The following is a 19,048-nucleotide window of genomic DNA, read 5'->3' on the forward strand; positions in this document are numbered from 1 at the left end:
TTATTTTTGGCCCAAGATAAGTTTTCTATTCTACAATCGACATATCTTTGAAGGGCGAGCGAGGCGTCCACTCTTCTTTAGGGCTCAAATGGTCAAAGACCAATTTCATCAATTCGCTAGATATGCGATTGCGGTGACGCAGATAACAATCAAACTCTTGAGCTACGGCCCCAACAGAACTCTTAATTTCTAAGGCCGTACGAGCAAAGTCTATTTTTTCTACCCCTCTATAAATCCCCATACGCACCAAAGCGTACAAAATATTGAGATACAACTGATGCGAGCGGTTCAAGCTATGATCTAAACCTAAGAAGTGCGCCTCTAAGGTAGAGCCCGAAAATATAGCCGTATAAAAAGCTACCAAACGACCATCTAAATAACAAGCCACTAACTCCATATCTTCGCCCAACTCTCTTTTGAGCGAAGAAAAATACTGCTCATCAAAAGCATAGGCATTAAAGTCTACATTGTTTGAGATGTTTTTGTACAGCTCGTAAATCTCTTTTTCTTGGGCCAGAATCTCCTCTAACTCCAAGGCTCTCCATTCTAGCTCCTGCCCCTTTTTAGCCGCCCGTTTTGCTCGTACCCGATATTTAGAAGACATCTCCGCCAAGTAATCATCAAAGCATTCCCAATGCGCAGGCAAACGCATATACATACCTGGCTGAATCCGATAGCGATGATAACCCTCCGCCTGTAAAATAGGCGCTAAGGTTTTTTCCGTATCTCCCTCCAAAACAAAATCCTTGAACATCTGTAGCTGGTATTTCTTCTGCTCACTCAGTTCTAGTTCTGTTTGTAGACGATCAGTAGCCTCTTGCAACCAAGCCAATTGTTTGGCTCCATGTCCCTCCTTAAAGTAAAACCCATGCTCTCCTGTCAAGGTCAAATTACCACAGATAAGCACATTAAATACAGCCTGACGAAGAAAAAACTGCTGCAATTTCTTGCGCAAGTTCCCTAAAAGTCCTTCTCCATCCAACTCCTTTTGTACACTTCCCTGCATATCCAAATAATAGGTTTGGTAATAGGCCAAACCCACAGGCTCCTTATCTTTATAAAAGATCAAATAGCAGAAGCCCATACCTTTGGGAGGATGGGCTTCTAGGGCCTGCAGATATTCGTATTGCAAAAATTTATTTTCTTTAGGAGCTAAGCTTTGCCAATCTGCTTTTAAATCTGCAACTTGACGGCTTAAGCGAAAGCAGAGTCCTCTTTCTTCTAAGGGACTACAAGCAGGCTGTTCCTCTTGTTCCAAAAGCGAGAGAGAAGCCTTAGTCTTATTACAACAGTACATAGTTTTTTTCTTTTAGGTACAAAAACGGAGAGTTATCTTAAATATACAAGCTTTTCGATATGAAGGCTGCTTTTTTACCGATTCTTTAACGCAAATCCCCCGCTATAGTTTATGTCAGCATGGAGACATCTCAAAGATCCTAAGGACCAGTTAGCTATCTTTCTTAGCTATCTTTTAGCTTGTCTAGCTTGGTCGCTTTGGCAGTTTGAGCTCAATTTTTTAGTAGGTTGGGGCGGTACGCACTGGCTACATGTTCCCTTTTATACTACCCCCATTATTTGCGGAATTGCCGCAATTAGCTATATGCTGCCCCTATTTATTTGGGGCCGAAATATCCCCCTCTATAAATATTGGACCATCTTCTTCCTGCTTATGGGCAGTAGCTGGGGCGCCTATAGCCTCGCTTACCTAGCCTTTGCCAATCTCTATAGCAAAATCCACTTTGGCGATACGGGCTTTCTAGTGGGCTCCGCCCTCTTTGTTTTGGTTTTCCTTGAAAGCATCGTTTTCTGGGCCACCAGAACTTTCTTTGGCCGCTCTCCTAGCTTTCATATCCTCAGCCTCGCCTTTATGTTCATTATGTGCGTGCCCCTCAGCCTAATTTCTATCGATTTTTTCCCCGCTTTTGGCGGTGGCCACAACTTTATCGATGCCGTTAAAATGGGTTACCCCATCTTTTGGGTTTGCCTACAACTGGGTATCCTTTCTTACGCTATTCACCGACGGATGGTTTAGGCAACTAAGCATTTCTCCACGCTTTTTTCTTGCATAAATAGCCGCTTTTGGGGCTGCCCCTCGCTTCGCTCGGGTCGGGCTGTGTCGCAGCTCGCTACTCGCTCGGCCCTGCGCCGCCAAGGGCGGCTGGGTCTGGACCTTCGGGCCACTGCTGTCCATCCCTCAGCCTGCGGGCGCTACGCGCCCTGCTATACCCAAAAAAGGTCCAGCCATCAGAGAGCTAGACCTTTTATTAAGTATAAGTTCATCCATATATTACTGAAAATATTTATCATCTACTTTCTGCCGAACAATCGAAAGCACCTTAGTTTTAGAGATCAGCTTCCCAAACTTATCATAAGTAGTAGAATTAAGCGGGAACCCCTTGGCCCCTGTTTGGATCAGCGCCTGTATGCCATAGTCATTCTTCAGATAAGCCGCATATTTTTTCAGATCTACATCAATCTCTTTAACCAACTCGACCTCTGTATTAAATTTATCGGTCTCAATACTCAAGGTATATAGCTGACCAAATTCTACAGACTTTCGGACCTTTTCACTCTTTATCACTGCATTGCTTAGGCCCAAGTCAGCCTGAATATCTCGTGAAGATATTTCCTTTTTGCTCTGTCCCTCCTCAGATTGGATGACCATTAACATGCTATTCTTTTGCGGCTGAGGCACAAAACGCATCTTTAAGGAGTTGGGATCTGATTTGGTCTGCACCTCAAAAGCAATCTGGTCCTTTTTAATGTACCAGTTTAGCTGATAACGCATTCCCGCCTCTCCTTCTTGCTCCATTTTAATGACCCCTTCAAAGTTTTGGCCCTGCAAAGGGAGTAGGCCTATGAGTAGGAGGAATAGCCCCCCGAAAAGCTTATGCATAAGTAATTGCTCTATTTAAGTTAAGTAGTTCTTCCTTGCTTATTTTACGGTAGTAGAAAAGTTGCAAACAATTTGCCAAGATCGCTTTCTGACTAAGGTTGGCCGCTAATTTAGGTATTACACCCAAAAAGCCCCCCAATATCTAATTTAGCTTAGGGTTAAATACAGTTTTTGCCGCAGAAAGGGCGCGCAGCGCCCTCAGGCTGAGGGATGGAAAAGGGTGGCCCGAAGGGCCAGACCCAGCCGCCTTTGGCGGCGCAGGGCCGAGCAGAACTGCGAGCCCTGACACAGCCCGACCCGAGCGAAGCGAGGGGCAGCCCCAAACTATACAGTATCCTAAGATTCCTTTCCTCCCCAAAAGTTGAAAGCAATCTGACTCCCCATTAAAAAATAATTAGTTGCCTACATAGCCCTTCATGGCGCCCGACAAATAGTAGCCATCTATAAAGCTCCCTAATAAGCTATGCCCATTGCGCTTAACCGCAAAGCCGGCCATACCCCCTGCTGGAAAATTAGTGTTGGGCGGGTCGGGAAAATCTTGATCATAAAGTGTAATCATCCCTACGACGGGCGCCCCCACTTGTACCAATACATTGACAAAAAGGTAACCGGCTTGTCCATCTTCTCCATAATCTCCCCCATCACCCCCATAAACATTGGGCGTAATGGTAAAATCTGCCCCAAAGAGGTTAAAGTTGTAGGGATTGTTCAAGGCGCCGCCTCGACCTCCCTGAGCAAAGGCTCCCGTTCCTGCCGTTTGGCCTGGCTCATAGTATCCAAAGCCCGATCCTAGGTTGCCTCCAGCCCCACCATAAGCACCGCCGCCACCACCAGCACCAATGCCTAGGTTATAAGTCCCAATGCCCAAGTTAATGGGTTGGATCATCCCCACAGAACCTCCTCCACCTCCACCAGAATAGATGCGGCCTTGGTTACGCAAATCAGTATCTACCGTAAGGCTAATGGCATGTGTCCCATCAAAGCCTGTTCCTGCTCCACCACCACTAGCGCCCGCCCCAGCGCCACCATCTCCCCCACGGGCCAAAAGGGTGCCCTGGTTAAGTAGCCCTACTTTAGAATCAGGATGTAGCCCCCCCGTCGTAAAGACCTGTGGGGCTGTAGGATTATCTAGGAGCACGCCCGGACCAATGGTAGCCAGCACACAGATAGGTACGGCCGTCGGCAAACTATTGGCCGCTTGCAAATCATAATCACTCTGTGGCGAGTTAATATATACTTCCATACAACTATCTACAGCCACCACAAACACTTGGTTACCGACAGTATTTCCACAAACGGCCTGAACAATCACAGAATAGACGCCAGGAGGCGCAAAGATATCGGCCTCCACATTGAGTTGTATCGTATCCGTTCCATTCACTATATGCTGGTCCAAACTAGCCGTAATGCCCGCAGGCAGGTTAGGGATGATGTAGACCGAGATATCATTGGAAAATCCATTGCGTTGATTGAGGTACAAATAAGCCGAATCTCGATTGGTATACACTCGGTCAATATGCCCAGCAGGATTATCTATCCGAAAATCAAAGGCGCAATCATCACAACTACTCTGATTGAATGCCAACCAGCAGTTGCCGTTAAAATATTCCATAATACTGTCCGTCGCATTATAAACCGTAAGCCCCGGCTTGGGGTTCTGTATGTTGTCGCGCTGTTGGCGACTCATCCGAGGAGGCAAAAAGCCCCGGTCAGTCGATTCCAGATGCAAGACGGCACTACTATCTGGCTGCAAAATGTTAATCCCGACTTGTGCACTAAGCGGAAGGGCCAAAAGTAAGCCCAAAAAAGCAAGTATTGTTTTCATTATAGTTGTAGTATTGTAGCTAGCCCTAAAAATAGCTAAAAGCTTAGCTTCTAATATTAAGGATAAATTTTTAAATCAATATAATATGGATACTTCTTATTTGCTGACGCATTTAGGAGAAGAACGAGAAGACTATTTTAATGCGGTCATTCCGCCCATCGTACAATCTTCTAATTTTTCCTATGATAGCTTGGCCGACTTTAGATCTGCGATTCTCAACGAATTAGATAATTTTGTCTATACCCGTGGCAATAATCCCACAGTGGCCATCTTGCGCCAAAAATTAGCCGCCTTAGAACAAGCCGAGGATGCCTTGGTCTTCGGCAGTGGTAGCGCAGCTTGTGCAGTGGCTATTATTTCGCAGCTCCAAGCAGGCGATCACCTGCTCTCGGTACAAAGTCCCTACTCCTGGACCTTTAAATTGATTAGCAAGTTCCTTAGCCGCTTCGGCATTAGCTATGATTTTATTGACGCTAGCGATCTCCAACAAATTGAGGCCGCTATACGCCCCAATACTAAAGTCCTTTTCCTAGAATCTCCCAATTCGCTCACCTTTGAGCTACAAGATTTGGCCGCCTGTGCCGCCTTGGCCAAGAAACATGGCATTCGGACCATTTGCGATAATAGTTATGCTAGCCCAATTTACCAAAACCCCATTGCCTTGGGCATTGATCTCGTCATTCATTCGGCTACCAAATACCTTAACGGCCATAGTGATGTGGTCGCGGGGGTGGTCTGTGGAAGCAAGGCCCTGATTCAAAAGATGTTTGAGCTAGATTACATGGCCCTAGGTCCCGCTATTTCTCCCAATGATGCTTGGTTGCTGCTCAGAGGGCTGCGCACCCTGCCGCTCCGCATTCAAAAAGCAAATGAACATGCTAAAAAGGTGGTGGATTATCTGGCCCAACATCCCAAGGTCGATTATGTCCTCTATCCTGGCCATCCCTCTCATCCCCAATATGAATTGGCCCAAAAACAGATGTCTGGCTTTGGCGGCTTATTCTCGGTAAACTTCAAAGCCAAGCGTATCGAACAAATGGAGCGCTTCTCAGAGGCCCTTATGCCTACTTTTTTGCTAGCAGTATCTTGGGGAGGCTTCGAGTCTTTGCAAGTCCCTACGGCCTGCTTCTATAATCTAGGCACAGCGCCCCCTCCTCCCCTGCCCTTTAGCTTTGTGCGCTACTATGTGGGCCTAGAAGATCCAGACTATATTATCGATGCCTTCGAAAAGGCCTTTGTCCATCTAGAGGATTAGGTTTTGGGGCTGCCCCTCGCTCTGCTCGGGTCGGGCTGTCTCACAGCTCGCTGTTCGCTCGGCCCTGCGGCGCCAAAGGCGCCTTGGTCTGGCCCTTCGGCCACCCTTTTCCATCCCTCAGCCTGCGGGCGCTGCGGCCAGTGGGGCCTTGGCCCGCCCAGCTTGGCATTTTCCTCTTTTCATCGCTTCGGCAGTGGGCCAAGCCCCCAAAAGAACCCTCTTCCTCTATTATTTTTCCAGCTAATGCTCCAAAAGGACTGCATGGTCTATATTCTTTTTCAGCGAATAGTCGAAAAGAGTTGTCATGGACCATTATTTTTCCAGCAATTGCTCCATGACAACTCTTTCAGACCATTATTTTTCTAGCCAATGGGCTGGGAAGTTCTACCAGACCATTATTTTTCCAGCCAATGAGCTGGGAAGTTCTATCAGACCATTATTTTTCCAGCCAACGAGCTGGGAAGTTCTACCAGACCATTATTTTTCCAGCCAACGAGCTGGGAAGTTCTATCAGACCATTATTTTTCCAGCCAACGAGCTGGGAAGTTCTATCAGACCATTATTTTTTCAGCCAATGAGCTGGGAAGTTCTACCAGACCATTTCTTTTCCAGCGAACGAGCTGGGAAGTTCTATCAGACCATTATTTTTCCAGCCAACGAGCTGGGAAGTTCTATCAGACCATTATTTTTTCAGCCAATGAGCTGGGAAGTTCTACCAGACCATTTCTTTTCCAGCGAACCAATAAAAAGAGAACTATCATGAGATATTCGATAATGAGTATTTTATTATTGGCCCTAATCCTAGGGGCTTGTCAATCAGAAGCGCCCAAAGTGGAGAGCAAGCAAACTATGGCTTTATTTCAAGGGCCTTGGCGGGGCAGTTTGGCCCTTAATGATAGTTTGGAGCTTCCCTTTGAGTTGGCTTATGATGGACAAGTTTGGGAAATCATCAATGGGGAGGAGCGCATTGCCTTGCAGCTAGATTCCTTAGGGCCAGATAGTATGCGTTGGACCTTGCCTGTTTTTGGGACCTACTTCAACATCAAGCAAATAGGACCCAAAAGCCTAAAAGGAGAATGGGTAAACAGTCAAAAAGAAGACTACCGAATTCCCTTTAAGGCCGAAGGGGGCAAAAACTTTCGTTTTGGACCAAAGGCAGCGGCTCAAAGCAGCTTAGCTAAAAAGTGGGCCGTGCAATTTTCGCCTCAGGACAGCGCCAATAGCTATCCTGGAATTGCCCTCTTTAAGCTAGACCCTCAAACGTCTATTGTATCGGGAAGCTTTATGACCGAAACAGGGGATTATCGCTATTTGGCTGGAGAATTTAAGGGGGATAGCTTGCAACTTTCTGCCTTTGATGGGGCCCATGCCTTCTTATTCACGGCCCAACGACAGGGCGACGGCAGCTTATGGGGCCAATTTTACTCGGGCAAGCATTGGTCTACTTACTGGAGGGCCCAGCCCAACCCTAAAGCACAGCTTCGTCCCATGGACAGCCTCTCCTTCTTAAAAGCAGGCTATGAAAAGCTCGCCTTTAGCTTCCCAAATGCACAGGGCGATAGTCTTAGTTTGGAAGATGAGCGCTTTAAGGGCAAGGTTGTTATTGTCCAAGTTATGGGAAGCTGGTGCCCCAACTGCATGGATGAAAGCCGTTTGTTAGAAGAGTACTATAGACGTTATCGGAAAGAGGGCCTAGAAATCATAGCCTTGGCCTATGAACTCCGTCCTGATTTGGAGAAATTCCAAGCTATAGAAAAGCGTCTCCGCAAAGATTTGGGGATGAGCTACCCTATTGTTTTGGCTGGACCAGCCAATAAGCAAGAGGCCGCTAAGAGTTTGCCCATGCTCAATCATATTCTTTCCTTTCCCACGGCCATCATTATTGACCGTCAGGGGAAGGTGCAGAAAATACATACAGGATTTAATGGGCCTGGAACGGGAGAATACTACGAACAATATCGAGAAGAGTTGGCCCAATTGATTGAGCAACTTCTGGTGGCTCAATAAGTCCCCCACAGCTAGCTATGGGCAACAGACAAATGCGTCCTACAGGGCCGCAGGGCCGAGCGCCCCGACCAACGGGAGCCGATGCAGCGAAGCAACTAACAGCGAGCTGCAGAAGGACAGCAAGGCCTTTAGGCCGTCTTCGACGACCGAAGGGAGTAAGCGCCCGCCTGCGGCGGGCGGCTCCAAAACAGAAAAATAAACATTATGATTCGATACTATTTACTTTATAGCTTTCTCATTAGCAGTCTAATCTTGCAGGCTCAGCAGCCTATTCTCCCAATATATAAGGAAAATCAGAGCTATGATTATGCTGCTGTTCGGGCGGCCTATCAAGCCATAGCCGAGGCTTATCCAGCCCAGACACATTTGGAAGAAATGGGCTTATCGGATCAGGGTCGGCCCATAGACTTCTTTATTTTATCGGAAGAGGGACTACAAACTGCGGCGGCGGCCAAGGCATCGGGCAAGTTGATCGTATGGATCAATAATGGGATTCATCCGGGGGAGCCCTGTGGGATAGATGCCAGTTTGGAATTGGTTCAAAACATCTTGCGCAGGCCCAAGCAGCGGGCTTGGTTGAAAGAGATTGTACTTTGTGTTGTGCCTATCTATAATGTAGGTGGGGCGCATCAGCGCTCTTGTTGTAGTCGGGCGGCACAAAATGGCCCCTTGGCTTATGGTTTTAGGGGGAATGCGCAGCATTTGGACCTCAATAGAGACTTCATCAAATGTGATAGTCGGAATGCCCAGGCCTTTAATCGTTATTATTCGCTTTGGCAGCCCGACTTCTTTGTAGACACGCATACCACCAATGGCTCTGACCACCAATATACCTTAACCTTAATTGCTGGACAGGCGGATAAGATGCAAAGCTTGCAAGCGGCTTATCAGGAAGAGGAGCTGTTGCCGGCCTTATATGCGGGCATGAAAAAGCGGAAGAAGGAAATGATTCCCTATGTCTATACCATGGGCCCTACTCCAGAGGATGGTATCAAAGGCTTTTTGGAGACCCCTCGATACTCTTCGGGTTATGCCAATCTGTTTCAGTCTTGGGCCTTCATTACCGAGGCTTTAAAATACAAGCCCTATGCGGAGCGGGTAGAGCATAGTTTAGCTTTCTTAGAGGAGCTATTAGCTTATGGGGCGGCGCATCGGTTAGAGTTACAGCAAGTAAGGGCCAAAGCCAGAGCGGCAGTTTTGGCGCAAGACAGTTTTTGTTTGCGTTGGGCCTTGGATACTAGTCGGGCAGAGGAGCTGGTATTTAAGGGTTATGAGACAGAAATGCAGCCCTCTCCTTTTGGGGAAGATGAGCAGCGTTTGGTTTATCGCAAAGATCGGCCATATAGCAAAGTGATTCCTTATTATCCGCACTACAAAGAAGAAGTAGTTGTCAAAGCGCCTAGGGCCTATATTGTTCCACAATCGCAATGGCGTTTATTGAATCGGCTGCGTTGGAATGGAGTAGAAATGCGTCCCTTGGAGGCAGATACGAGCATAGCGGTAGAGGCATATTATATTCGGGACCTACAGACCGTCAAGCAAGCTTATGAGGGGCATTATTTGCATCAATCGGTAGCCGTAGAGAGGGTCTATATGCCTATGCAGTTCTATAAGGGGGATTATGTAGTTTCTTGTGGGCAGCCATTGAAGCGGTATTTAGTAGAAACCTTAGAGCCTCAGGGCCATGATGCCTTCTTTGCTTGGAATTTCTTTGATGCTATTTTGCAACAAAAAGAGTGGTTTTCGCCTTTCTCTTTTGAGTCGATTGCCCTTGAACTTTTGGAGAATGACCCTTATCTTAAAGCAGCCTTTGAGGCTAAGAAAAAAGAGGAGGAAGCCTTTGCCAAGAGTCGTTATCAGCAGCTCTACTTCATCTATCAGCATTCTCCTTATTATGAGCCTAGTCATCGGCTTTACCCTATAGCTAGACTACCTTAAAGACTATATTTGATGCGCTTTCTTAGTGGGCCAGCGGCCCTTCTGAATGAGTTTGAGTTAATAGCGGACAAAGAGAGCTTTGCCATGCTTCATTTTTATGAGCGGAACAAAGTGGAATTGGCCCTTTTACCTTTTGCAGACTATTACCGTCTGCGGACTTATTATGCCAATGCTTTATTGGCGGCGCAGGCCTATGAGCAGCACATTGTAGAGGCAGATTGGTTAATTGAGCAATCTATCATTGAGGATATTCGGGAAGTAGATGGGCGGGATGTCTATTTGCATTTTCTATATACTTCTATGTTGGCCTTTTTTTATTTGGGCCAATATGATACTTCTTTTAAGCGGATAAAGGCCTTAGTGGCTATGCGGCCATATGAGCCCAAGTATTTGCTTTGGCTAAGGCGCAATTTAATGCTTCGACGGCCCAATTGGGTGCGTTGGGGTTTTGCGGGGGCCATATTGAGTTTGGCAAGTTGGTTAATCCTTAGTTTTTTCTCGCTTTTTTTGGTAGATCCCTTTTTTCCTTATTTGCGGGAAGTTATTTTGGGGGCTCGGCAGCTCACGGCAGGGCTTGGGGCGGCTGCAATAAGCTTTGCGATATTTGGGCAATACTACTATGTAGAAAGAGAATTGCGTAAGTTAATAAAAGGTAGGGGGGCCAAAGGGGCCTCTTGAGTGAACTAAAAAGAGCCCTGCGATTGCAGGGCTCTTTTGTTTTATTGACTGGCTTAATCTAGGCAGTGATTAGTTGCTTTAAGGGCTTGGAAGTTGAGCAATTGGCCCATAACAGCAGCTATTCTAGCTCGTTCTTTTTTTGGGCGGTCAAAAGCATTTTTGAGGAAGACCGCATAATAGAGGGGGCGTTGGCCGGCTTCTCTTTCTATCCAGCCGGCATCATTATAAATCCCTGGTAGGCTTCCTGTTTTGTGGGCAACTTTGCGGTTTGGGGGGAGGACCTCTGGGAGGAAATAGCTACCGGTTCGGCAAGAGAGCAGGCAATCTCTTAGCCATTGGCTAGATTGGGGATTCAGCCATTGTTCTTGATCTAGGCCTTTGAGGAGTTGGACAAAGGCTTTTGGGGAGCCTTGATCTCTGCGGTCCCAAAGAAATTTACGTCTAGCAATTTTGCGTTCGGACCAAGGGGAGCTGGACAAAATTTGGGTAGCGCGGCTATAGGTCCATAGGCTTTGGTCTTCGGGTAATTCTCGGTTAGCTAGATCAATAAAGATTTCAATCAAATAACGGTTAATGTTAATATCGGAGACCATCCAGCTTTTGAGTTGAGCTTGGACATATTCTGGTCCACCGAGTTGGCGCAGCAGAGCGTCTGTTGCGCAATTATCGCTATATCGCATCATGTAATGGGCTAATTCTTCGATTTGGGGACCAAAGGCCGTCTTGCCAGTACTATCCCAATCCATAAAACAGCCAGAGTGGCGACGGTCCTCTAGGTTGAGCGGAATAGAATCATATAGAGAGAGTTTGCCGGCCTCTTGAGCAGCTAGCAAACTGGCGGCTATGGGAAGTTTATAGACGCTAGCTAGGGGAAAAAGGCTATCTCCAGCAATGGAGAAGCTTTGGTCCAATTGTGCGTCATAGATATAGATGCCCATTTGGCCTTTGGGGTTTTGGCAAATGAGCTGTAAGCTATCTTTGAGGGCCTCAAAACCACTTAGATTTTCCTGGTAGATGGGGACTTGGCTAAATGGGGGATGTTTTTCCTTTTGGCAGGCGAAAAGGAAGAGGAATAAAAAAGGGCAAAAAAAGTAAAGTGTTTTCATAAGCTATTGGTTATAGTGTTGGGTCACAAATTAAGGAATTGAGCAGACTTTAAGAGGAGGAATACTTGAGGCTTTGGCCTTTTTAGAAAGGGGGGAAGGCGAAGAATTGGGCCTGGGGGGAGGAAAGCATAAAGTTTATTTTAGAGAATTACAAACTTATCTCCTTAGACAATCAAGCAGTTAGCAAAAACATTAAATAAAAGGGCATTAAAAGCTTGGAAAAAGAGATTCTTGCCGTATATTTGCAATGCAGAGTGGAGCAGTGGTAGCTCGTCGGGCTCATAACCCGAAGGTCGCAGGTTCGAGTCCTGTCTCTGCAACAAGGTAAAGCCTTCCAGTGATGGAAGGCTTTTTTTTATGCCTATATCCAGCCTGCTCCGCAACCTAAAGAATTATTATTTGTATAATTGCAAACTTTATTTTTGAGTCTTTGGCTGATGAGTTATTGGCCTACTGCAAGTTTGTATATGATGAAAAACTACCTTTCTTTAATTAAATTCAGTCATACTATTTTTGCGTTGCCCTTTGCGATGATTGGCTTTTTCTTGGCCACGGTAGAGGGGAATGGGCAATTGGATTGGCGGTTATTTGCTTTGGTCCTTTTATGTATGGTCTTTGCGCGTTCGGCGGCTATGGCCTTTAATCGTTATGCAGATCGGGATATTGATCGGCGGAATCCGCGGACGGTCACAAGAGAGATTCCTGCGGGGGTAATTTCGGCTCGAAATGCACTCTTTTTTGTGTTGATTAACTGTGCTTTATTTGTGGCCACCACCTATTTTATCAATTGGCTTTGCTTTTTGCTTTCGCCCATTGCGCTTTTAGTGGTTTTGGGCTACTCTTATACAAAGCGGTTTACGGCCCTTTGCCATTTTGTTTTGGGGGTAGGTTTAGCCTTGGCGCCTATTGGGGCTTATATTGCGGTGAGCAATCAATTTGCCTTATTGCCGATTATTTACTCCTTTGTGGTTTTATTTTGGGTATCGGGTTTTGATATTATTTATGCTTTGCAAGATGAGGAGTTTGACCGTTCCTTGGGCTTAAATTCAATTCCCGCTGCTTTAGGGAAAAAGCGCGCCTTGATGGTGTCTAATGTATTGCATGGACTCACGGCTCTTTTGGTGATTTATCCAGGCATACAAGCGACTGAATTCTTTGGGCTTTATTATTGGATTGCGGTGGCTTTATTTATTGGCTTATTGGCCTATCAGCATTTTTTGGTCAAGCCAAATGATTTGTCTAAGGTGAATCTGGCCTTTTTTACGACTAATGGAATTGCCTCTACTATTTTTGGGACATTGGTAATCTTTGATTTGTATTTTTAGATGGCCATTATTTCTTTTTGCTCCCCGCCTGCTTTTCTGAGTAGGCGGGGATTTTTTGTTGGTTTTGGGGCATAAAAAAGGCCATCCTTTCCGTTCTGGACTGAATGGCTAATCTATAATATCTACTGCTATTTTGGGGCCTCCGCAGCAAAGCTGCGGCGCTACGTTTCAGGGCTCGCAGGTCTGCTCGGCCCTGCGGCCTAACGGCCTTGGTCTGCGGCTTCGCCGCCCCCTTTCACATCGCTAGGCCTGCGGCCCTTCGGGCCTATTGAATGGCAGCGGCTAAAGGCCGCCAGCCATTTTTGGGTTTCAACCCACAATATTGGCTGAGGGATGGATAGCAGTGGCCGCAGGCCAGACCCAGGGCTTTTGAAGCAAAGCGAAAAAGCCCGCAGGGCCGAGCAGACCTGCGAGCTGCGGCACAGCCCGACCCAGCCGCAGGCTGGGGCAGCCCCAAAAAAAGCTACTTCTTCTTGGTCTGTTCCACTAACGTTTCTATAGTATTATATAGATTTTGGATAATCGTTGATTGATTTTGGACCATTTTGCGGAGCTCGTCCATTTCGGAGCGGAGCATATTTTTAATATTGGAAGGAGAGGGCAAAAAGGGAGAAATTTTGGCGCGGACATACCAAATCTCTTGAATATCCTTCACGCTCATTTCAAAGGGTTCATAGTAAGTATTGTCGGACAGGAGCAGCAGTTTTTGGTCGGCTTTGATGTGGTTGTGTATGCGTTTGATGAGGACATCGCCTTTAGTGACCACCACATAGACATAATTATCTTTGAGGGAAGAGGCCCAGAGGCTGGGTTCTAGGTAGCTACAAACCACCTTATCGCCTTCAAAGAGGGTGGGTTCCATACTATCGCCAGAGAGGTCAAATGAGCGGTGGGTACCCACCTTATACTTATAGTCGGGCAAGGTATAGCTGGGTAATTCTTGGATAAAAGTGGGGTCTTTAGACTCGGAGGCATAGCCTGCTTGAGCGGGCACGGGCACATGCACAATGCGTTCATCATTGTGGGAGTCAGTGACTACGGTAAGGACTTTCAAGTTAGGTTGAGCCTCTTCTGTCATAAAAAGGGGCCCTTCGCCAGAGAAGAGATAGACGGGATTCATCTTATAGACCTCTATGGCTTTTCGGAGCAGCTCAATAGTCACATCTCGGCGTTGTTTGAGGATTTCGCTCAGGCTTTGGGGCAAATAATCGAGGGAAAGGGCAAATTGTCGGCTAGAGCGGATGCGTTGTTCCTTCTTGAGTTGGTCGTGGCAATGGATAAAACGTTCGGTTACTATAGAATTCATAAGCAAAAAGTTAATGCCCTAAAGCTATTATAGTGAGTGCAATAAGGCCCTCACAAAACAAATTTAACTTTTTGCGTGTACAGCAACAACTATTTACGCAAATAATTTAAACTCAACTCCTTTATTATTTAGATAAGTTCAAAACAATAGACTTTAACAAGTCAGCTGTTCAAAGTCATTAGACAATTTAGGGTTGCTACATTAACTTCATATAGCCTTAACAAAACCTTTAGGTATTTTGCCTAAATTTCAACAATTGGTTAAATCAGGCTTAATAAATTTGGAAATATATAGTTATTGCGATACTTCCAATGGAACAAATAAAAAACAACTTATGGAAAATTATTACATGCTAGAATTCGAGGTACCTGCAGATATGCAGGCCCATGTAGAGGCTCGTTCTGCAGAGCATCATGCGAAGGTAGAGGAATTAATGGCCCAAGGTCGCATTCAGTCTTTTTCTTATTCGGCCAACGCCATGCGTTCTTGGGCTATTGTAAAGGCTAGTTCTGCAATTGAGGTGATGCGTTTGATTCAGGAGTTACCTTTGCAGGATTGCATGATTCCTAGCATTATTAGCCTAGAGAGCCATTATTCGGCAGCGCCTAGACTAGCGACAGCTGCACACTAGCTATAAAAATTAATATAAAGGCAAAGTTGGCTTTAAGAGCAATAGCGGTTCTTTTGCGAACAATTGACATATATAATCCTCGCTTGTTCTAGATCTAAGCGTTGTTTTTGTCTTGCTTTTACCCAAATAGCAAATTCTGAGGGCGCTTCTTCTTGAAACTCGTCCAACTTCAATACGGTATACACCCCCTCTCCTGCAGGCAATAACCAACTGTGCTCATCCAGAGCAATCAGCTGGCCTTCGGGATAGGCATGTACAGATAAGGCTGGCCTAGATGCCTGTTCTTTAAGGACTTCTAGTGCCATTTGGGCCAATTCATCAGCAGAGGGGTCTTCCTTCTCGGCTTCTAAAATAACACAGCTTCCATTTTGGAAGAGGACCCAGTGGGGATAATGTTCGGCGGTCAACTCAGTAATTGTAGTTAACCATTGTTCGTGTATAACTGGATTGTTCAATAGTCTGTTTTTTGGTTTACTACCAATAAGTTAGAACAAATAATTAGGCTATACAATAGGCCAAGGGCCCAGCTTGCAGGTTTAGCAAGCTGGGCCCTTTTTGTTAAAATAAGGTTAACTGATCGAACTGTGATTAGTGTTACTACATCTATCTGTTTAATCTCTGATCTTTGTAATAGACAAAAGGGCTAGAAGATGATTGGCCAACAAAAAAATAGCTTTTGTCAATTTGGTCACAAAGATATACGAGAAGCTCACATACTTTTGTAAGGAACAAAAAAGGATGGGCAAGCTTTTGAAATAAAATTTCTGCTTGTCGTAAAAGTCACAAACAATCTTTTATTCCTACCTTATCTTTGTATCAACAACAATTTACTAAACATCACACTTAAAATATAAGCATTATGAAAGTTGAACAGCTGTATACTGGATGTCTCGCACAAGGTGCCTACTATATTGAATCTGAAGGCGAAGCGGCTATCATTGACCCCCTTCGTGAAACTGCCCCTTATTTGGAAATGGCCGAAGAGCGTGGCGCAAAGATCAAATACATCTTGGAAACTCACTTTCATGCCGACTTTGTTTCTGGTCATATCGATCTAGCTAAGAAATCGGGCGCTCAAATTGTCTTTGGCCCCAAAGCAGAAACTGGCTACGACGCTTATGTCGCTAAAGATAATGAGGAGTTGAAGCTTGGAAAGTTGCGCATCAAAGTATTGCACACTCCTGGCCACACTCAAGAGTCTAGCAGTTTCCTTCTGCTTGATGAAGAAGGCGAACAACTCGCCATCTTTACTGGTGATACTCTATTTATTGGAGATGTTGGACGCCCTGACCTCGCCATTAAATCAGATGTTACTATGGACGATTTGGCTGGCATGCTCTACGACTCGCTTCACAATAAAATCATGCCCCTAAACGACGATCTCATCGTTTATCCTGGCCATGGCGCTGGCTCTGCCTGCGGTAAAAATATGTCTAAAGAAACTTATGCTACTTTGGGCAACCAAAAAGAGTTTAACTACGCACTACAACCCATGAGCCGCCAAGAATTCATCACTAAAGTAACTGCGGGCTTGGCTACGCCTCCCCAATACTTTGGCTATAACGCTATGATGAATAAAGCTGGTTACAATAGCTTCGATGAAGCCCTCGCCCAAGGAACTACTCCCCTAGATATAGAAGCCTTCAAAGCAGAAATGGCAAAAGGAACCCTTATCCTCGATACCCGCCATCAAGATGTCTTTGAAAAAGGATATATCCCTGGCGCAATTAGCATCGGCCTAGATGGTAATTTCGCTCCCTGGGTAGGCGCTATGATCGTAAACCTCCAACGCCCTATCTTACTGATCGTGCAAGAAGGCCGCGAAGAAGAAGCCGTTACTCGCTTGGCTCGCGTAGGCTACGACAATGTGGTCGGCTTCCTTAAAGGTGGACTAGATGCCTGGACTGCCGCAGGAGAAGATGTTGCCACCGTAAAAACTATTCCCGCTACCGAATTGGCCCAACTGATCGCCAAGGAAGATGACTTAAAGGTAATTGATGTCCGCAATGAAGGAGAATTTATCTCTGAACACCTTCTCGCCGCGACCAACTACCCCCTAGCCGAAATGGCTAAACAAGTAGAGGATCTGGACAAAAAAGCAACTTACTATGTCCACTGTGCCGGTGGATACCGCTCAATGATCGCCTCTGCCGTACTCCAAAATATGGGCTTCGAAAATATTATTAACGTAGCCGGCGGCTTTACAGCCATCAGCGAAACAGATGCGCCCAAAAGTGACTACGTTTGCCCTTCTACCCTACTCTAACACAACCATAGAGCACACCCAATTATACAACTATCACCACTAAAGAAAAGCGCCTAAACCAGCAGGCAACTAGCTGGTTTAGCGCCTTTTTCTAGCTAAATTTCAATTCATCATGTTCTTATTTGCGCAAGATGTTACAGAGATGTTGTCCCAACCTTGGCCCTGGTATGTGGCCGGGGCAATGATTGTCCTCGTTATGCAACTCCTCGTTTTTAACGGCAAATCCTTTGGCGTTTCCGCTAGCATGCGCGCCGCTTGCTCCGCTATGGGCGCAGGCAAAAGTGTCTCTTTCTTCGATTTTGACTGGAAAGGAAGCCAAGGATGGAATATGCTCTTTATCATCGGTGCCGCTATCGGAGGTTTTATCTCTATGCAGTTTATCTCTGGCAGCGAACCTATGGAACTAGGTGCCAGAACGATTGAATACGTAGAAAGCATCGGTTTCTCCGCCCCCACAGCAACAAACGGTAAAACCAACCTCTTGCCCCAAGAAATTAGTGACCCCAATTTTGTCTTCTCCGCTAAAGGCCTGTTTATTCTCATCTTTGGTGGACTCCTTATCGGATTTGGCGCCCGCTATGCCGGCGGCTGTACCTCTGGCCACGCAATTAGCGGCCTGTCTCAACTCCAAATCCCTTCTCTTATCGCTGTAATCGGCTTCTTTATCGGCGGCCTAACAATGACTTACTTTATCCTGCCACTACTTTTTGGCGCCTAAATCTACCTATGCTATGAAGTTTGTAAAATATCTAGGTCTGGGCATCCTCTTTGGCGTGGTCATGACCAAATCAGAAGCCGTTTCTTGGTACAGAATCCAAGAGATGTTCCTCTTCGATAATTTTCACATGTACGGAATGATCGGCACCGCCGTCATCCTCGGTATTATCACTACCGCCCTAATCAAAGCACTCAAGCTGCAAACCTTTAAGGGCGAAGAAATTAAGTTCCACCCCAAAAATATGTCTATTCCTCGCTACCTCATCGGTGGCATTATCTTCGGCCTCGGCTGGTCCATGACCGGCGCCTGCCCCGGCCCAATGTATACCCTACTCGGCCAAGGCTATTGGGCCGTACTCATTATTATCGCTTCTGCCCTAGTCGGTACTTACCTATACGGCGCCCTGCGCTCCAAATTACCGCACTAGTCCGCATATAATTTAGCTAGTTGTTTGGACCGGACGACTAGTCTAGGAGGGGAAATCGGTCTGGCTCATCTTCTTTTATAGAGGATGGGCCTTTTATTTTTCCTCCCTAGCCTAAACTTTTGCCTCAAAAGTTCCTTAACTTTGACAGCAATACATCCACTTTAGGGGTGTTTAGTTTTTTTTTAGGGGCCTCCCGCCTGCGGCGGGCGCTACGTTGCGGGGCTCGCTATTCGCTCGGCCCTTCGCAGGCTTCGCCTGCTCGGTCTGGCCTACGGCCACCCCTCCACATCGCTAGGCCAATAACGCCCAGCCACTAAGCAAAAACTAAACTGAGAATAGACCCTTATCACCTGATGCAGCTCATACTGCCGTAGGGAAAAGTGCCGTCCTCTCTCTTCAGGATAGCCATACCTATGCCAGCCAAGAGCCGCCTAAGCCATAGAAATCCTATGCCGAACGCTATCCAAATTTATCTCAATGGCCAAGCCATGAGCTGCCCCACAAATTATAGCCTCTTCCAACTCCTCCAACAATTAAATAAAGAAGAGGAAGGCGGCCTCGCCCTCGCCCTCAATCAAGAGGTCATCCCCAAAGCCCTCTGGGCCAACACTTTTCTAAACGACCAAGATCGCGTTTTACTCATTACGGCTACCCAAGGCGGTTAGCCCCA

Annotated in this window: 18 protein-coding genes and 1 tRNA gene; 13 read left to right on the forward strand and 6 right to left on the reverse strand. The window is 46.2% G+C overall.

Features of this window, described 5'->3' with window-relative positions; all coding sequences use genetic code 11:
* Window positions 1-25 precede the first annotated feature (25 nt).
* The gene (locus PPO43_RS05165) at window positions 26-1,297 is read right to left on the reverse strand and encodes a GNAT family N-acetyltransferase (protein WP_272620741.1); all 1,272 of its coding nucleotides are present in this window, start codon (window positions 1,295-1,297) and stop codon (window positions 26-28) included.
* A 111-nt stretch (window positions 1,298-1,408) separates the two neighbouring features.
* Between PPO43_RS05165 and PPO43_RS05170 the strand changes: the two genes are divergently transcribed.
* The gene (locus PPO43_RS05170; RefSeq protein WP_272620742.1) at window positions 1,409-2,032 is read left to right on the forward strand and encodes a hypothetical protein; all 624 of its coding nucleotides are present in this window, start codon (window positions 1,409-1,411) and stop codon (window positions 2,030-2,032) included.
* Between the two features lie 255 nt (window positions 2,033-2,287).
* Here PPO43_RS05170 and PPO43_RS05175 read toward each other — a convergent pair whose 3' ends face one another.
* On the reverse strand, window positions 2,288-2,896 hold the full coding sequence (locus tag PPO43_RS05175; RefSeq protein ID WP_272620743.1) for a DUF4412 domain-containing protein: 609 nt from the start codon (window positions 2,894-2,896) through the stop codon (window positions 2,288-2,290).
* Window positions 2,897-3,290: 394 nt separating this feature from the next.
* A complete protein-coding gene (locus tag PPO43_RS05180) occupies window positions 3,291-4,721 on the reverse strand; it encodes a hypothetical protein (protein ID WP_272620744.1) in 1,431 nt (476 codons plus the stop codon).
* Between the two features lie 85 nt (window positions 4,722-4,806).
* On the opposite strand from PPO43_RS05180, the gene PPO43_RS05185 reads away from it, so the two are divergent.
* The 5 genes from PPO43_RS05185 (at window position 4,807) to PPO43_RS05205 (ending at window position 10,599) form a co-directional block, all read left to right on the forward strand.
* Window positions 4,807-5,976: a trans-sulfuration enzyme family protein gene (locus tag PPO43_RS05185; RefSeq protein ID WP_272620745.1), complete on the forward strand. Its 1,170-nt coding sequence runs from the start codon at window positions 4,807-4,809 to the stop codon at window positions 5,974-5,976.
* Between the two features lie 304 nt (window positions 5,977-6,280).
* Window positions 6,281-6,739: a hypothetical protein gene (locus PPO43_RS05190; RefSeq protein ID WP_272620746.1), complete on the forward strand. Its 459-nt coding sequence runs from the start codon at window positions 6,281-6,283 to the stop codon at window positions 6,737-6,739.
* The gene (locus PPO43_RS05195; RefSeq protein ID WP_272620747.1) at window positions 6,736-7,983 is read left to right on the forward strand and encodes a peroxiredoxin family protein; all 1,248 of its coding nucleotides are present in this window, start codon (window positions 6,736-6,738) and stop codon (window positions 7,981-7,983) included. Before PPO43_RS05190 ends, PPO43_RS05195 begins: the two co-directional genes overlap by 4 nt.
* Before the next feature lie 204 nt (window positions 7,984-8,187).
* Window positions 8,188-9,921: a M14 family zinc carboxypeptidase gene (locus tag PPO43_RS05200; protein WP_272620748.1), complete on the forward strand. Its 1,734-nt coding sequence runs from the start codon at window positions 8,188-8,190 to the stop codon at window positions 9,919-9,921.
* 12 nt (window positions 9,922-9,933) lie between these two features.
* A complete protein-coding gene (locus tag PPO43_RS05205) occupies window positions 9,934-10,599 on the forward strand; it encodes a hypothetical protein (protein WP_272620749.1) in 666 nt (221 codons plus the stop codon).
* 53 nt (window positions 10,600-10,652) lie between these two features.
* Here PPO43_RS05205 and PPO43_RS05210 read toward each other — a convergent pair whose 3' ends face one another.
* Window positions 10,653-11,705 (reverse strand): serine hydrolase, encoded by a 1,053-nt coding sequence (locus tag PPO43_RS05210; RefSeq protein WP_272620750.1) that lies wholly within the window; start codon window positions 11,703-11,705, stop codon window positions 10,653-10,655.
* A 248-nt stretch (window positions 11,706-11,953) separates the two neighbouring features.
* Between PPO43_RS05210 and PPO43_RS05215 the strand changes: the two genes are divergently transcribed.
* A tRNA-Met gene (locus PPO43_RS05215) sits at window positions 11,954-12,025 on the forward strand.
* A 147-nt stretch (window positions 12,026-12,172) separates the two neighbouring features.
* Window positions 12,173-13,030 (forward strand): UbiA-like polyprenyltransferase, encoded by an 858-nt coding sequence (locus tag PPO43_RS05220; RefSeq protein WP_442985440.1) that lies wholly within the window; start codon window positions 12,173-12,175, stop codon window positions 13,028-13,030.
* A 463-nt stretch (window positions 13,031-13,493) separates the two neighbouring features.
* On the opposite strand, the gene PPO43_RS05225 is transcribed toward PPO43_RS05220, so the two are convergent.
* Window positions 13,494-14,336, reverse strand: a complete 843-nt coding sequence (locus PPO43_RS05225; RefSeq protein ID WP_272620753.1) for a S24 family peptidase — start codon at window positions 14,334-14,336, stop codon at window positions 13,494-13,496.
* A 334-nt stretch (window positions 14,337-14,670) separates the two neighbouring features.
* On the opposite strand from PPO43_RS05225, the gene PPO43_RS05230 reads away from it, so the two are divergent.
* A complete protein-coding gene (locus tag PPO43_RS05230; protein ID WP_272620754.1) occupies window positions 14,671-14,967 on the forward strand; it encodes a muconolactone Delta-isomerase family protein in 297 nt (98 codons plus the stop codon).
* Between the two features lie 32 nt (window positions 14,968-14,999).
* Here PPO43_RS05230 and PPO43_RS05235 read toward each other — a convergent pair whose 3' ends face one another.
* Window positions 15,000-15,422 (reverse strand): hypothetical protein, encoded by a 423-nt coding sequence (locus PPO43_RS05235; protein ID WP_272620755.1) that lies wholly within the window; start codon window positions 15,420-15,422, stop codon window positions 15,000-15,002.
* 404 nt (window positions 15,423-15,826) lie between these two features.
* Between PPO43_RS05235 and PPO43_RS05240 the strand changes: the two genes are divergently transcribed.
* The 4 genes from PPO43_RS05240 (at window position 15,827) to thiS (ending at window position 19,043) form a co-directional block, all read left to right on the forward strand.
* Complete coding sequence (locus PPO43_RS05240; RefSeq protein ID WP_272620756.1) at window positions 15,827-17,233, forward strand: MBL fold metallo-hydrolase; 1,407 nt, start codon at window positions 15,827-15,829, stop codon at window positions 17,231-17,233.
* 112 nt (window positions 17,234-17,345) lie between these two features.
* Window positions 17,346-17,951, forward strand: coding sequence for a YeeE/YedE family protein (locus PPO43_RS05245; protein WP_272620757.1), 606 nt, complete (start codon window positions 17,346-17,348; stop codon window positions 17,949-17,951).
* 13 nt (window positions 17,952-17,964) lie between these two features.
* On the forward strand, window positions 17,965-18,378 hold the full coding sequence (locus PPO43_RS05250) for a DUF6691 family protein (protein WP_272620758.1): 414 nt from the start codon (window positions 17,965-17,967) through the stop codon (window positions 18,376-18,378).
* 449 nt (window positions 18,379-18,827) lie between these two features.
* Entirely contained in the window at window positions 18,828-19,043 is a 216-nt protein-coding gene (gene thiS / locus PPO43_RS05255) for a sulfur carrier protein ThiS (protein WP_272620759.1), read from the forward strand.
* Window positions 19,044-19,048 lie beyond the last annotated feature (5 nt).

The organism is Saprospira sp. CCB-QB6, from assembly GCF_028464065.1.
In the GTDB taxonomy this organism is placed as follows: domain Bacteria; phylum Bacteroidota; class Bacteroidia; order Chitinophagales; family Saprospiraceae; genus Saprospira.

Coding starts and splice junctions, on each gene's coding strand:
- PPO43_RS05240 (WP_272620756.1), top strand. CDS start 15,827: ATGAAAGTTGAACAGCTGTATACTGGATGTCTCGCACAAGGTGCCTAC.
- PPO43_RS05205 (WP_272620749.1), top strand. CDS start 9,934: ATGCGCTTTCTTAGTGGGCCAGCGGCCCTTCTGAATGAGTTTGAGTTA.
- PPO43_RS05245 (WP_272620757.1), top strand. CDS start 17,346: ATGTTCTTATTTGCGCAAGATGTTACAGAGATGTTGTCCCAACCTTGG.
- PPO43_RS05210 (WP_272620750.1), bottom strand. CDS start 11,705: ATGAAAACACTTTACTTTTTTTGCCCTTTTTTATTCCTCTTCCTTTTC.
- PPO43_RS05220 (WP_442985440.1), top strand. CDS start 12,173: ATGATGAAAAACTACCTTTCTTTAATTAAATTCAGTCATACTATTTTT.
- PPO43_RS05180 (WP_272620744.1), bottom strand. CDS start 4,721: ATGAAAACAATACTTGCTTTTTTGGGCTTACTTTTGGCCCTTCCGCTT.
- PPO43_RS05225 (WP_272620753.1), bottom strand. CDS start 14,336: ATGAATTCTATAGTAACCGAACGTTTTATCCATTGCCACGACCAACTC.
- PPO43_RS05195 (WP_272620747.1), top strand. CDS start 6,736: ATGAGATATTCGATAATGAGTATTTTATTATTGGCCCTAATCCTAGGG.
- PPO43_RS05200 (WP_272620748.1), top strand. CDS start 8,188: ATGATTCGATACTATTTACTTTATAGCTTTCTCATTAGCAGTCTAATC.
- PPO43_RS05175 (WP_272620743.1), bottom strand. CDS start 2,896: ATGCATAAGCTTTTCGGGGGGCTATTCCTCCTACTCATAGGCCTACTC.
- PPO43_RS05230 (WP_272620754.1), top strand. CDS start 14,671: ATGGAAAATTATTACATGCTAGAATTCGAGGTACCTGCAGATATGCAG.
- PPO43_RS05165 (WP_272620741.1), bottom strand. CDS start 1,297: ATGTACTGTTGTAATAAGACTAAGGCTTCTCTCTCGCTTTTGGAACAA.
- thiS (WP_272620759.1), top strand. CDS start 18,828: ATGCCGAACGCTATCCAAATTTATCTCAATGGCCAAGCCATGAGCTGC.
- PPO43_RS05190 (WP_272620746.1), top strand. CDS start 6,281: ATGGACCATTATTTTTCCAGCAATTGCTCCATGACAACTCTTTCAGAC.
- PPO43_RS05185 (WP_272620745.1), top strand. CDS start 4,807: ATGGATACTTCTTATTTGCTGACGCATTTAGGAGAAGAACGAGAAGAC.
- PPO43_RS05250 (WP_272620758.1), top strand. CDS start 17,965: ATGAAGTTTGTAAAATATCTAGGTCTGGGCATCCTCTTTGGCGTGGTC.
- PPO43_RS05170 (WP_272620742.1), top strand. CDS start 1,409: ATGTCAGCATGGAGACATCTCAAAGATCCTAAGGACCAGTTAGCTATC.